This window comes from Candidatus Thiodictyon syntrophicum, from assembly GCF_002813775.1.
In the GTDB taxonomy this organism is placed as follows: Bacteria; Pseudomonadota; Gammaproteobacteria; order Chromatiales; family Chromatiaceae; genus Thiodictyon; species Thiodictyon syntrophicum.
Map to the genome: position 1 here is coordinate 2,685,925 of NZ_CP020370.1, position 12,970 is coordinate 2,698,894.

The 12,970-nt window shown below is 70.2% G+C and carries 11 protein-coding genes and 1 tRNA gene; 4 read left to right on the top strand and 8 right to left on the bottom strand.

All coding sequences use genetic code 11. The annotated features are described in order from the left end of the window. Positions 1–111: 111 nt before the first annotated feature. The 3 genes from THSYN_RS11275 to THSYN_RS11285 form a co-directional block, all read right to left on the bottom strand. A tRNA-Leu gene (locus tag THSYN_RS11275) sits at positions 112–198 on the bottom strand. Positions 199–253: 55 nt separating this feature from the next. Continuing rightward, on the bottom strand, positions 254–697 hold the full coding sequence (locus THSYN_RS11280) for a tetratricopeptide repeat protein (RefSeq protein ID WP_100919233.1): 444 nt from the start codon (positions 695–697) through the stop codon (positions 254–256). Positions 698–881: 184 nt separating this feature from the next. Beyond that, positions 882–1,724 (bottom strand): inositol monophosphatase family protein, encoded by an 843-nt coding sequence (locus THSYN_RS11285; protein WP_335582503.1) that lies wholly within the window; start codon positions 1,722–1,724, stop codon positions 882–884. Between the two features lie 203 nt (positions 1,725–1,927). Between THSYN_RS11285 and THSYN_RS11290 the strand changes: the two genes are divergently transcribed. Further along, a complete protein-coding gene (locus THSYN_RS11290; protein ID WP_216644732.1) occupies positions 1,928–3,949 on the top strand; it encodes a transglycosylase SLT domain-containing protein in 2,022 nt (673 codons plus the stop codon). 159 nt (positions 3,950–4,108) lie between these two features. Here THSYN_RS11290 and THSYN_RS11295 read toward each other — a convergent pair whose 3' ends face one another. Genes THSYN_RS11295 through THSYN_RS11305 form a run of 3 tightly spaced genes read right to left on the bottom strand, consistent with a single transcriptional unit; the run spans position 4,109 to position 7,064 of the window. Then, positions 4,109–4,618, bottom strand: a complete 510-nt coding sequence (locus THSYN_RS11295) for a pyridoxamine 5'-phosphate oxidase family protein (RefSeq protein WP_100919234.1) — start codon at positions 4,616–4,618, stop codon at positions 4,109–4,111. Then, complete coding sequence (locus THSYN_RS11300) at positions 4,608–5,177, bottom strand: UbiX family flavin prenyltransferase (protein WP_100919235.1); 570 nt, start codon at positions 5,175–5,177, stop codon at positions 4,608–4,610. The genes THSYN_RS11295 and THSYN_RS11300 overlap by 11 nt, the downstream gene beginning before the upstream one ends. An 18-nt stretch (positions 5,178–5,195) precedes the next feature. Further along, positions 5,196–7,064, bottom strand: coding sequence for a putative bifunctional diguanylate cyclase/phosphodiesterase (locus THSYN_RS11305; RefSeq protein ID WP_100919236.1), 1,869 nt, complete (start codon positions 7,062–7,064; stop codon positions 5,196–5,198). 294 nt (positions 7,065–7,358) lie between these two features. On the opposite strand from THSYN_RS11305, the gene THSYN_RS11310 reads away from it, so the two are divergent. Beyond that, positions 7,359–9,194, top strand: a complete 1,836-nt coding sequence (locus THSYN_RS11310) for a SufS family cysteine desulfurase (protein WP_100919237.1) — start codon at positions 7,359–7,361, stop codon at positions 9,192–9,194. Between the two features lie 14 nt (positions 9,195–9,208). Then, on the top strand, positions 9,209–9,418 hold the full coding sequence (locus tag THSYN_RS11315; protein ID WP_100919238.1) for a hypothetical protein: 210 nt from the start codon (positions 9,209–9,211) through the stop codon (positions 9,416–9,418). 278 nt (positions 9,419–9,696) lie between these two features. Here THSYN_RS11315 and THSYN_RS34845 read toward each other — a convergent pair whose 3' ends face one another. Further along, entirely contained in the window at positions 9,697–9,846 is a 150-nt protein-coding gene (locus tag THSYN_RS34845; RefSeq protein WP_172965264.1) for a hypothetical protein, read from the bottom strand. 127 nt (positions 9,847–9,973) lie between these two features. Here THSYN_RS34845 and THSYN_RS11320 point away from each other — a divergent pair, with 127 nt between their 5' ends. Further along, a complete protein-coding gene (locus tag THSYN_RS11320; protein WP_100919239.1) occupies positions 9,974–10,291 on the top strand; it encodes a c-type cytochrome in 318 nt (105 codons plus the stop codon). Between the two features lie 616 nt (positions 10,292–10,907). On the opposite strand, the gene prlC is transcribed toward THSYN_RS11320, so the two are convergent. Beyond that, on the bottom strand, positions 10,908–12,941 hold the full coding sequence (prlC, locus tag THSYN_RS11325; protein ID WP_100919240.1) for an oligopeptidase A: 2,034 nt from the start codon (positions 12,939–12,941) through the stop codon (positions 10,908–10,910). Positions 12,942–12,970 lie beyond the last annotated feature (29 nt).

Here is a 12,970-nt window from a genome sequence, read left to right on the forward strand (position 1 = left end):
CTTGTGCAAACCATTTGGCGCGCTTGTGCAAACCATTTGGCGCGCTACACACGGGCGCGGCAGGCAAACGAAAAGGGGTTAGGCGTTCCCGCCTAACCCCTTGTCTTTACTTGGTACCGAGGGCCGGAATCGAACCGGCATGGGGTCACCCCCGTCAGATTTTGAGTCTGATGCGTCTACCAGTTTCGCCACCCCGGCAGCAGTCCCGCCATTATAGGTCCAAGGCGCCCGGGCTGTCAGCCTGGATCTGGGGTCAACGCTCATCGAACCCGGCCAAGGCGCGCCAGCGCGCGGCCTCGGCCGGGTCCTGGGGTACGCCGCGGCCGTCCTCGTAGAGGTTGGCCAGGATGCTCTGGGCGCCGGCCAGTCCCTGGTCGGCGGCCTTGCGGAACCAGGCGGCGGCGCGTTGCGGGTCCGGCGCGGTACACTCGCCCTCCAGGTACATGAAGCCCAGGCCGTGCTGGGCGAGGCCCAGCCCGGCGACGGCGGCGGCGTGCATGTAGCGGTAGGCGAGCAGCGGGTTGGGCTGCATGCCGAGCCCGTTCTGGGCCATGATGGCGACGCGGTACTGGGCCTGCGCCTCGCCGACCTCGGCCAGGGGGCGCAGCAGGCCGACGGCGCGCGAGAACTGCTTGGATTCGTAGGCGGCGATGCCGCTGGCCAGGGCCATGGACTGGTCGTCGGGGGTTTGGTTCATTGGGGGTTCGCTGTTGTTGCTGGGGGCTGCGAGGCAAGAATAAGTTAAACACGACACAATCTTTGTCGTTGTCGTTGTCGTTGTCGTTGTCGTTGTCGTAATCGGAGAAGCGATGCAATTTGGCGTGCGAGAGAATCCGGGGCGCTAAGAGAACCTCGACAACGACAACGACAACGACAGTTCCTTAGCGCACCGGGCCGGTGCCCGGCGCGTCCAGGGGCAGGTCGATGAAGGCGAGCCAGCGCTCGAAGAGGTCCGGGGTCGCCGCGGCGACCGCGAAGCGGGGCTCCAGGTCGAGCCCGGGCGCGGGTCCGACGCCATAGGGGCGGTAGAGCCTGGCGCTTACCCCGGCCTCGGCGGCGATCAGGTGCCCGCCGGCATAGTCCCACAGCTTCTGGCCGCCGTGCAGATAGAGTTGAAAACGCCCGGCGGCCAGCCAGCACCACTCCAGGGTCGAGGCCCCCAGGTTGCGTTGGGAGCGAAAGCCCCCGGGGCGGAACAGGGTCGGGAGCCGGGCCGCGGGCAGGCGCTTGAAGTCGATCATCGCCAGGCAGTCGCCCAGCAGCGGCCCCGGGGCGAAGGGCGCGATGGGCACGCCGTTGCACCAGGCACCGCCGCCGCGGATGGCGCAGAAGCACTCGTCGCGCAGCGGGTCCAGCACCGCCGCCTGGACCACCTGGCCGGCCTCGAGCAGGGCCAGCGAGATGGCGAATCCGGGGAAGCCGCCGGCATAGTTGCCGGTCCCGTCCAGGGGGTCCAGGACCCATACCGAGTGGTCGGCGGCGAGCAGCAAGTGCTCCTGCTCCGCGACGGTCATCTCCTCGCCGATCAGGGGGATACCGGGATGGTCGCGGGCCAGGGCCGCCGTGAGGTAGGTCTGGACGGCCGCATCGGTCTCGGTCACCAGGCTGCCGTCCGCCTTGGCGTGGCTCTGGACGTGGTGAAAGCGGGGCATGATCTCGGTGGCGGCGGCCGTGCGCAGGTGCTCGGTGAGTCGCTTCAGATCGGGGTGCATCTCAGGGTGCATGGAGTCCTCTTATCGGGTTGGGGGCGCTGGTGCCGGTACCGCGATAGGTCGGTCGCGCTGTAACGCTGACGCTTGAGCAAGCCACCGTCGGATCGCAATGTTCGCCCCGCCGCGTTGCACGGTAAGATGTGGGCGCCACGGTGCCGATGCGAGCCCCCGCGCCGGGGTCCACACCGAAGCGCTGTTGGATGGGAGACCCGCTGATGTTGCGTTTTCTGGCCGCCGGGTGCGCGGTGGTGTTGATCGCCTTGGTCGTGTGGGCGCTGGTCCCGCGGGCGCCCGAGGTGCCGGCCACGGGCGGGCCGGGTGCCGGTCCGGCGCCCGCGGCCGTCCGCCCCCTGGTGCTGCGCCCCCCGCCGGAGGCCGATCTGGCGGGGTTTCGCGCCGCCGAACAGGCCTTGCAGGCGGGGGATCGGACGGCCTTTGCGTCCCTGCTGGAGGGCCTGCGCGATGATCCCCTCTACCCCTACCTGCGCTTTGCGGCGCTGGACGCCGAGCTGGCGTCGGCACCGGACGCGGCCATCGAGACCTTCCTCGCCGAGTTTCCCGCCACGGCGCCGGCCGAGCGCCTGCGCGCCGCCTATGTGAAGCGCCTGGCCGCGGCCGGGCGCTGGGCGGACCTGGTCCGGGTTTATCGCGATGACGACGACAGCGTGGAGCGGCGCTGTCTGTATCTGCGCGCCCTGGTGGAGACGGGTCAGGCCGATGCGGCGCTGACGGCGGCGCGGCTGGAGCCGCTGTGGCTGGTGCCTCGCCCCCAACCGGCCGCCTGCGAGCCGCTCTTTGCCGCCTGGCGGGCCCGCGGCGGCCTCGACACGGCGCTCCTCTGGCGCCGCATCCGTCTGGCCATGGCGGCGGGGGAGACCACGCTGGCGCGCCAGTTGGGGACCCGACTCCCGGCCGCAGAGCGCCCCTGGCTGGAGCGCTGGCTGGCGGTCCAGGCGCGCCCGGCCCTGGTGCTGGAGGCCCAGTCAGGGACGGGTCAGGCGCCGGCCAGCCACCCGCTGGCCGCGGCGATCCTCGCCGACGGGATCGGTCGGCTGGCCCGCTCCGACCCGCGCGCTGCCGCGGGCGCCTTCGAGTCCGGCCGCGCGTCCCTGGCCGCGGACCCGGCCGCCCTGGATACGGCCGCGGCGGCGGTGGGCCGGGCGCTTACCGGGGCCGCCGACCCGCAGGGGCTCGCGATCTGGGACCTGATGTCTGCCCGGGACGACAATCTGGAGGCGCAGGAACGCAGGCTGCGCGCGGCGATCGGCCGGGGGGACTGGGCGCGGGTCGCGGCCTGGGTGCAGCGGATGCCGGACCTGACCGAAAAGGGCGATCGCTGGCTCTACTGGCTCGGGCGTGCCCAGTCGGCCTTGGGCGATGAGACCGCGGCGGGCGCGAGCTTCGCGCAGGCCGCCCGCAGCCGCAGCTTCTGGGGCTTCCTGGCCGCCGATCGGCTGGGGCTGCCCTATCACCTGGCGAGCCGCCCGGTCCCCGCGGAGCCCGAGCGGGTGCGCCGCCTCAGTGAGGCACCGGCGCTGGCGCGGATCCTGGCCTTGCGCCGGCTCGGCCGGGAGGCGGACATGCGCCGCGAGTGGCGCACCCTGACCCGGGGGCTGGCGACACCCGACCTGCTTGCGGCGGCCCTGGTGGCGGAGGCGCTGGGCTGGTACGACCAGGCCATCTTCACCCTGAAGCGCGCCGATTATTGGGACGACCTGCAACTGCGCTTCCCGCTCGGTTACCGGGACCTGGTGGAAGAACAGGCGCGGCAGACGGGGCTTGCGGCGGACTGGATCTACGGCGTCCTGCGCCAGGAGAGCGTCTTCAACGCGAGCGTCGCCTCCCAGGCCGGGGCCCTGGGGCTGATGCAGCTCATGCCGGCCACGGCGCGGCAGGTGGCGGTGCAGTTGGGCCTGCCCGCGCCCGCGCCCACGGCCATCCTCGATCCGGGACTTAACATCCGGCTCGGGGCCACATACCTCGCGCAAATGAATGAGCGCTTCGGCCACGCCGCCCTGGCCACGGCCGCCTACAACGCCGGACCGCAGCGCGTGGTGCGCTGGCTGCCCGCGCGCGACACCCCTGCGGATCTCTGGATCGCCGCTATTCCGTACGAGGAGACGCGCGGCTATGTGGAGCGGGTGCTGGCCTACCGGGCCATCTACCGCGCGCGCCTGGGGTTGGAGCCGGAGCGCCTGATCGACCTGCTGCCGCCGGTGCCGGCACGGGGCGAGTAGATGGCTTCTGAGGTCCGGTGAAGGCGACGATGGGGGGCGCCCCCGGGACCGCCGTCACCGGCAGTGGAGTCTTCGGTTTCGTGGCGAAAACGGCCCCGGACGGTCGGTGCCGACCGCCCGGCATTGGCGCAAGCGCATGTCAGCGGGTCGCCGCGGCGCTCACTCGCGTGCCTCCAATTCCGGCGGGCCGACGGCTTGGCCATCGACCAGCCGCAGTGACCAGCGTGTGCCGATCCCTAAGGCGTTGTCGAGATAGCGCAGACGGGAGGGTCGCAGCACCTGCAGGGTGGCGTGGGCGAGGGCGCCTGCCGTTTCCGCCGGGTGGGCGATGAGGTCTTGGGCGAAGGGAAATTTGGTCAGATAGGCGGCGAGCGCGCGGGCCTTGGCCGCGGTACCTTCGGGTGGGTGAACCTCGCCCTCGATCTGGAGACCGCGAATCTCCCGCCAGGACTTCACCTGCGGATGAATAGTGGCGGCGCAGGACGGATTGATGACCAGGTTGCGGCTGTGCCGGGAGCGCGGCGAGGAGAGGAATATCAGGTCGAACCCATCCGGGGCGAAATAGACGTCAGTGGCCCAGGGCGTCGCGTCCGTGCAGGTCGCGAGCGTCATCACCGCCACCTCGTCGCAGAGTCGCCGGGCCGCCGCCGTGAACGCATCAGTCTGCATCGCCGCCCCAGCGCCTGAACAGGTCGTGCTCGATCCCGAACTGGTCGAGCACCTTGCCCAGCGTCTGGTCCACCAGGTCCATGATGGTCGTGGGTGCGTGATAGAAAGAGGGGGCCGGGGGCAGGACCACGGCCCCCATCTCGGTAACGGCCGTCATGTGGCGCAGGTGGCCCAGGTGCAGCGGGGACTCGCGGGGAACCAGGACCAGCTTGCGACGCTCCTTGAGCGTTACGTCCGCCGCCCGGCTGAGCAGGTTGTCGCCGAGGGAGAGCGCGATCTGGGCCAGGCTCTTCATGGAGCAGGGGATCACCACCATCCCCAGGACCCGGAATGAGCCGCTGGAGATCGGGGCGGCGAGGTTGCCGTGCTCATGGACGACATCGGCCAACGCCCGCAAATCGTCGAGGCTGGTTCGGGTCTCGAGCCGCAGGGTGACCTCGGCACCCTTGCTGACGACGAGATGGGTCTCGATGTCAGGTATGGTCTTCAGGAGCTCCAGCAGGCGGACACCATAGATGACGCCGCTGGCGCCCGAGAGTCCGACGATCAGTCGTTTCATGAGACCTCCGCAACTCGCTCATCCGCGCCGACAGTAGGCCCCGAACTCGGCCGCCGCCAGCGGCCGGCTGAACAGGTAGCCCTGACCGATGCGGCACCCCGCGGCCTTGAGGGACTCCGCCTGGGCGCGGGTCTCGATGCCTTCGGCGACCACCCGCAACCCCAGGGCCCGGCCCAGGACGATGATGGCCCGGGCGATGGCGGCGTCGTCCGCGTCCCCCGGGAGACCGGCGACGAATGACCCGTCGATCTTGAGTCCGCGCACCGCCAGCCGCTTCAGTGAGGCGAGCGACGAGTGCCCGGTGCCGAAGGAGTCGATGGCGACCTCGATCCCCAGGTCGAGCAGCCGCCGGATGTTCTCGGCGGCCGACTCGGAGTCGGCGACGGACTTGATGTCGGTGATCTCCACCGCCAGGGCGCCGGGTTCGAGCCCGCTTTCCGCGACCGTGGCGGCGATGCCCTCGGCCAGACTCGCGGTGCGGATCTCGCGGTTGGACAGGTTGACCCACAGGGTCACGTCCGCCAGCAGCCCCTGTTCGCGCCAGGCCCGCAGTTGGCCGGCGGCGGTGCGCACCACCCAGGCGCCGATGGGGACGATGAGCCCGCTGGACTCGGCGAGCGGGACGAACCACTCGGGTCCGACCAGTCCCAAGGTGGGGTGGTGCCAGCGGATCAGGGACTCGACGCCGATGATGCGGCCGGTGGTCAGATCGTGCTGGGGCTGGTAGTAGAGGACAAACTGCTCCAGGCTCAGGGCCTCGCGCAGCGCCGTCTCCAGGGAGACCTGGGCGAAGGCGCGGGCGGTCATGTCCGCGGTGTAGAATTGAAAGCCGTCGCGGCCCTGGTCCTTGGCCTGGTACATGGCGGTATCGGCGTTGCGCACCAGGGTGTCGACGTCGATACCGTCCTGGGGGTAGAGGCTGATGCCGATGCTCAAGGTGACATAGAGGGGCCGGCCGTCCAGATCGATGGGCCTTTTGAAGGCCTGGGTCAGCTTTTCGGCCACCAGGGCAGCGTCGCCGGCGCGCTCCACGGGGTCCAGGACCAGGGTGAACTCATCGCCCCCGAAGCGGGCGAGCGTGTCGCCTTCGCGCACCTGGCCACGCAGGCGCCGCGCCGCTTCCTGCAGCACCCGATCCCCGGCCGGGTGTCCCAGGCTGTCATTGATGGCCTTGAAGCCGTCCAGATCCAGGAACAGCAAGGCCACCTGGCGTTGCTCGCGACGGGCCCGGCGCAGCGCCTGGCCCAGGCGGTCGGCGAACAGTAGCCGGTTGGGCAATCCGGTGAGCGGATCCTGGTGGGCCAGTTGCACCAGGTCGCGTTCCCGCTCCCGGAGTTGCTCGGTGAGCCGCTGGTGCTCGGTGATATCGAGCAGGGCCACCCGGCAGGTGGCCGGGCCAGCCGCGCCGGGGCTTGGCCGCTCGCGTTGGATCAGCAGGCGCAGCGCGCGCCGCCGCTCATGGGCCGACACCAGATCCACCTCGAGTACTTCCTCCGCCCCGGTGTCCAGCGCCCGCGCCAGGGCGGCGAGCAGGGGCGGCGCGTCACCGGGGCCGAGCCGAGGGCCCAGATAGAGGTCCCCGGTGCTCCCCCGCTCGACGCCCAGCAAGCGGGCGGCGGTCAGGTTCATCTGGGTGACCAGGCCTTGGCGGTCGATGGCGGCATAGGCGACCGGGGCGAGGTCGTAGAGGTCCGCGTAGCGATCACGGGACTCCTCAAGGGTCTGCCGGGCGCAGCGCAGTTCCCGGTTCTGGAGTTCCAGCTCGATCTGGTGGACCTGGAGGTCCTGCACCAGGCGCCGGCTATCGGTCGCCTCCCGGGCCTCCCGGCGCAGGGCGGCGAGGACGTCGGCGAGGGTGCTGTCGGAGAGGTTTCGCAGGGCGGTCATGCGGCACTCGCGCAGGTGAGAAGGTGTGGTCGGTCCGGTCCCGGGACCCGCGACGGGCGGTTATCATGCAGCATCCTTCGACAGTATAAGGCCCCGGCCGTGCGGGCACCGCACTGATTGCGGCATCGCGCAGCGCCGTCCCCGCGGCCATCCGAGATTGACTCCGGCGTTGGGAAATGGACAAGTCCAGGTTCCATGAGCTTGAGCCGACTCCGGTCCAGCCCAACTTAAGCCCATAGTGTTTCTCCTCTTCGTCGGGGCTTGGCCCCCTACTCAGGCTCAGAGCCATCCGCCATGACAGCTTCGTCCACCCTTGATGTTGCGGATCGGCCGGCACTCGATGCGGCGGCCATCCGCGCCCAGTTTCCGATCCTGCGCTCCTGCGTCCACGGCCAGCCGTTGGTGTACCTGGACAACGCCGCCAGCGCGCAGAAGCCCGACCGGGTGGTCGATGCCGTCGCGGACTACTATCTGCGCCAGCACGCCAACATCCACCGCGGGGCCTACCAGCTCTCCATCGTCGCCACCCGCCTGCACGAGGAGGCCCGCGCCGCCGTGGCCCGCTTCATCAACGCGGCCGAGCCCGCCGAGTGCATCTTCACGCGCGGGACCACCGAGTCCATCAACCTGGTCGCCGCGTCCTGGGGCACCGCCAATCTGCGCCCCGGCGACGAGATCATCCTCTCGGAACTGGAGCACCACTCCAACATCGTGCCCTGGCAACTGGCGGCCCAGGCGACCGGGGCGCGGATCAGGGTCATCCCCATCGACGACACCGGCGCGCTGCGCCTGGATGTCTATCGGCAACTGCTCTCCCCGCGCACCCGCCTGGTTGCCGTGAACCAGGTCTCCAATGCCCTGGGCACCGTCAATCCGGTGCGCGAGATCATCAGTGCGGCGCACGCGGCGGGCGCACTGGTGCTCATCGACGGCGCCCAGTGGGTCGCCCACGGACGCACCGACGTCCAGGCCCTGGACGCCGATTTCTACGCCTTCTCCGGGCACAAGCTGTATGGGCCCACCGGGATCGGGGTGCTCTACGGCAAGCGGCGGCTGCTCGCGGCGATGCCCCCCTACCAGGGCGGCGGCGACATGATCGAGCGCGTCACCTTCGCGCACACCACCTACGCCGAACTGCCCAGCAAGTTCGAGGCGGGCACCCCCCATATCGCCGGCGCCGTGGGCCTGGCGGCGGCGATCGACTGGCTCTGCGGCGTGGGTCTGGAGGCCGTCGCGGACCACGAGGCCCGGTTGCTGCGTCATGCCACGCGGCGCCTGTCCGCCATCCCCGGGGTCGAGCTCAAGGGCACCGCACCCGACAAGGCCGGCGTCCTGTCCTGGGTCGTGACCGACCCGCCCCTGGGCACGCTCGATATCGGCATGGCGCTTGATCTCAAGGGCATCTGTATCCGCACCGGCCATCACTGCTGCCAGCCGCTCATGGACCGTCTGGGCCTGGCATCGACGGCCCGCGCCTCCTTCGGTGTCTACAACACGATCGCGGAGATCGATTGCCTGGCGACGGAACTCGCCGCGATCATCGACGCCGGCCGGGGCGCGCGGGTCAATGTCCGTGCCCGGCCCGCAACGGCCGTGGGTCTGCCGACCGCCGTGCCGGAGATCGCCTACCCGGGGCCCGTGGCCGAGTCGCCCGCGGCGGCGGCGGCGCTGATCAGCGAGGTCTTCGACCTGCTGCCCGACTGGTCGATGCGCTACCAGTACCTCATGGACCTGGGGGCCCGCCTGCCCGTCATGCCCGAGGCCCTCAAGACCCCGGCCAGCTTCGTCTCCGGGTGCCAGAGCCTGGTGCACCTGGACGCCCGGGTCCGTCCCGGCGACACCGACATCATCGAGTTTCTCGCCGACAGCGACGCGGCCATCGTCCGCGGCCTGATCGCCCTCTTGCAGCAGTTATTCTCCGGGCAGAGCGCCGCCGCCGTCCTGGCCTTCGATGTCCAGTGCTTTTTCGGTCAGCTCGGGCTCGAAGAACACCTGAGCCTGGGGCGGCGCAACGGCCTGGCCGCCATGGTCCAGCGGCTGCGGCAGCTGGCCGCCCGGGTGGTGGGGCAGGGGGGCGCGCCGGACCTGGAATCCGTTGCGTTTGCTGCCGTGCACTGCGCGCATGCCTGACGGGAGCGACCGCAGTGGACGACCAAGACCGTTGCACCCCGCAGCGCTCGATACGCATCGCCGTCGCCGCCAAAGAGCCCGCGGCCCCAACGCCCGCCGAGGTGGTCGAGCACTACCCCAGTCACGCGCTGCCCAGGGACCGGGAGGAGACGCAGCGACTCATCGCTGCGTTGCGGGCCCAGCGTCACGCGGACGACTTGCTGAGGACCGGCCGGCACGGATGATCTCAAAGCCGGCAGTTGCTCACGCCGAGGCGTCAAGCTCGCCGCCTCTGCGTCTCTGCGTGAAACACCCGGGTCATCGAGCCCTGCTCGGCAGGCCTGGCGTGACGGTGCGCCCGACCCGCTGGCCGAGGGGCTCGTTCAGTTGGACGGCTATCGGGCCGGGTTGGGGCTCAACCGTCGCTGGCTGGTGATCGTCGACCGCCGCGGCGGGCAGCCGCCCATCACCGGGCGCACCGCCGTCGCCGAGGAGCCCAGCCCGCTGGGGCGGCGCATCCAGGTCATCCGAGCCGGATACCCGGCCAGGCGTGCAGGTCGGCCTCGCCCCGGCCCGCGTCGGCATCTTCCAGGGCCCGTGGCGGTGCGCCGCGGGCCCCGCCCGGCGCCTCACTGCCCGCGGGAAACGCCACGGCACCCGGATTACGTGGCAAGATCCGCCCGCGCGACCGCCGCCGGGGAGCACCCCGACCTCAGGGGCCGGACCCGGCGAGCGCGTCGAGCAGCTATTTGTTCTGGCTGGCGTCCCGATCGACCTGGTCCATAGTCCAGAGGTATCCCATGAAAGTCCCGTTTCGCCGCGTCATCCTCGTGTCCCTGCTGTTGCCGCTCGGCAGCGTGGCCGCGCCGCTCGATGGCGCCTTAGTCTACACCGGCAAGATCTGCGTCACCTGTCACGGCATCGACGGCAATACCCCGAGCAAAACGGACTATCCGCGCCTGGCCGGCCAGAGCGCCGACTATGCCTATGGCCAGATGGTCGATATCAAGAGCGGGGTGCGCAACAACCGGCAGAGCGAGGCCATGCGCCCGGTGATGAACGTGGTGAGTGAAACGGAGATGCGGGCCATCGCCGACTGGCTCGCGACGCTCAAATGAACCTGGGCGGGCCCGGGCGAACGCAAGCGCCGCCCGCCCGGCCGTCGCCCAAGTGCCGTCGGGCGGATGCGGGTGCCCGCGGGGCGATCCGCCATCCGTCGCGGCCCGGGGGCCGCTCCTACGCCGTAGGAGCGGCCCCCCGGCCGCGACGGGTTGCCGCAAGGGCGCGTGGCCGGAGTGATGATCAAGGCCGCGTCGGGGTCCCGCTGCCCGCACCCTTGACGCTGATCGGACTGGTGCTTGCGGGGCTCGGTTGGTTGCGCCGCTGCACCGGCCGGTGAGGCCCGCGGGCCGTCACGGCGCTCTAGCGGTTTCTTGGCCGCATCCCGCTGTCCAGGACGGCGCAAGATACCTCTTGGCGCGAGGAGGGAGAGACCGGCCTGTGGGCACTCGATGCGCCGGTCGGCGCGACGCTCAGCGGCACTTGGCGGGGCCCCAAGGGTGGCGCCTCCCTGCCGATCGCGCTGCGCTTGATCGACCGAACCGATCTATTGGACCTCGCGGTGGGTGACGGTCCGCGATTACATTTGGTACGCGGGCACCGGGCGGGCCCGTGCTGTCGCGGGAGGGAAAGGCGGCGGTGCAGAGAATCATCGGGTCGCAGCGGCGGCTACGCCTACGCGGCAATCCCCGAATGGCGCAGCAGCGCATCGGTGGTCGGCTCGCGTCCGCGGAAGTCGACATAGAGGACCATGGCGTCGCGCGAGCCGCCCTGCTCCAGAATCGACTCCTTGAAGGCCCGGCCGGTGGCGGCGTCGAAGACCCCGCGCTCCTCGAAGAGCGAGAAGGCGTCGGCGGACAGGACCTCGGCCCATTTGTAGCTGTAATAGCCGGCGGCATAGCCCCCGGCGAAGACGTGGGAGAAGCTGTGGGCGAAGCGGTTGAAGGCCGGCGGGCGGATGACCGCCACCTGGTCGCGGACCTCCTCCAGGATCTCATAGATACGCCCGCCGCGGGCCGGGTCGTATTCCAGGTGCAGGCGAAAATCAAAGAGCGCGAACTCGAGCTGGCGCACCATCTGCATCGCGGACTGGAAGTTCCGGGCCGCCGTCATGCGCCCATACAGGTCCTCCGGGAGCCGCTCACCGGTCTGCCAGTGGGCGGCGAACAGATCCAGGGGTTCGCGCTCCCAGCACCAGTTCTCCATGAACTGGCTGGGCAGTTCCACCGCGTCCCAGGCGACCCCATTGATGCCGGCCACCGCCGGATAGTCGACCCGGGTCAGCAGGTGGTGCAGCCCGTGGCCGAACTCGTGGAACAGGGTCTCGACCTCGTTGTGGGTCAGGAGCGAGGGTTGATCCCCGACCGGCGGGCTGAAGTTGCACACCAGATAGGCGACCGGGATCTGGTCATAGCGGGCGGTATGCAGCCGGTTGGTGCACACGTCCATCCAGGCCCCGCCGCGCTTGTCGGGGCGGGCGAAGGGGTCGAGATAGAACTGGCCGCGCAATTGGCGGGTTTCGGTGTCGCGGATCTCGAAGAAGCGCACCTGCGGGTGGTAGGTCTCGAAGCCCTGGGCCTCCTCGATATCGACGCCGAAGAGGCGCTGTGCCACCCCGAAGAGCCCGCTCAGGACCCGGGAGACCGGGAAATAGGGCCGTAATTCCTCCTGGCTGATCTGGTAGCGGTGCACGCGCAGCTTCTCGGAGTAGTAGCCGAGATCCCAGGGCTCCAGTTGCCCCTGACCGTGGTGCTCCAAGGCGAAGGCGCGTACTTCCTCCAGTTCGCCGCGCGCCTGGGTGACGGAGCGTTGCGCCAGGTCGTTGAGGAAGGCCAGCACCTGGTCCGGCGAGCGCGCCATCTTGGTGGCCAGTGAGCGCTCGGCGTAATTGGCGAAACCCAGGAGTTGGGCGAGTTCGTGGCGCAGGGCCAGGATGCGCTCCATGAGGTCGCCATTGTCCCACTGGCCGGCATGGGGGCCCTGGTCGGAGGCGCGGGTGCCGAAGGCCTGATAGACCTCGAAGCGCAGGTCGCGGTCGTCGGCGTAGGTCATGACCGGGATATAGGAGGGCATGTCGAGCGTCAGGAGCCAGCCGTCCTGGCCGCGCTGCTGCGCACTCTGGCGGGCCAGGCCCAGGGCGGACTCGGGCAGCCCGGCGAGCCGTGACGGATCGGTCACGAGCTTGCTCCAGGCGTTGGTGGCGTCGAGCAGGTTCTCCGAATACTTGGCGGTGAGCTGCGAGAGTTCCTGGCTGATCGCCTTGTAGCGCGCCTTGCGGTCCGCGGGCAGGTCGACGCCGGAGAGGTGGAAGTCGCGCAGGGCGTTGTCCAGGAGCTTGCGCTGGGTGGCGTCCAGGTGCTCCTGGGCCGCGACCGCCTGGTAGGCGCGGAACAGGTCCTCGTTCTGGCCTACCTCGGTGCCGTAGTCGCTGAGCTTGGGCAGGCAGGCGTTGTAGGCGGCGCGCAGGGCCTCGCTGTTCATGACGGCGTTCAGGTGTCCCACCGGGGACCAGGTGCGGCTGAGCGTATCGTCCGACTCCTCCAGGGGCTCGACGAAGCTCTCCCAGGTCGGCACCCCCGGCGCCCCGGTCAGACGGGCGATCTCGGCCCGGCAGGCCGCAAGGCGGGCATCCAGGGCCGGTTCCACATGTTCCGGCAGGATGCGGGCGAAGGCGGGGAGACCGGCCTGGTCTAAGAGCGGATTGGACATGCGGCTAGCCTTATTGATGATTTGGATTG

Bases quoted from the DNA above. Each gene is read 5' to 3' on its own strand.
- THSYN_RS11280 (WP_100919233.1), bottom strand. From the start codon at position 697: ATGAACCAAACCCCCGACGACCAGTCCATGGCCCTGGCCAGCGGCATC.
- THSYN_RS11285 (WP_335582503.1), bottom strand. From the start codon at position 1,724: ATGCACCCTGAGATGCACCCCGATCTGAAGCGACTCACCGAGCACCTG.
- THSYN_RS11290 (WP_216644732.1), top strand. From the start codon at position 1,928: ATGTTGCGTTTTCTGGCCGCCGGGTGCGCGGTGGTGTTGATCGCCTTG.
- THSYN_RS11295 (WP_100919234.1), bottom strand. From the start codon at position 4,618: ATGCAGACTGATGCGTTCACGGCGGCGGCCCGGCGACTCTGCGACGAG.
- THSYN_RS11300 (WP_100919235.1), bottom strand. From the start codon at position 5,177: ATGAAACGACTGATCGTCGGACTCTCGGGCGCCAGCGGCGTCATCTAT.
- THSYN_RS11305 (WP_100919236.1), bottom strand. From the start codon at position 7,064: ATGACCGCCCTGCGAAACCTCTCCGACAGCACCCTCGCCGACGTCCTC.
- THSYN_RS11310 (WP_100919237.1), top strand. From the start codon at position 7,359: ATGACAGCTTCGTCCACCCTTGATGTTGCGGATCGGCCGGCACTCGAT.
- THSYN_RS11320 (WP_100919239.1), top strand. From the start codon at position 9,974: ATGAAAGTCCCGTTTCGCCGCGTCATCCTCGTGTCCCTGCTGTTGCCG.
- prlC (WP_100919240.1), bottom strand. From the start codon at position 12,941: ATGTCCAATCCGCTCTTAGACCAGGCCGGTCTCCCCGCCTTCGCCCGC.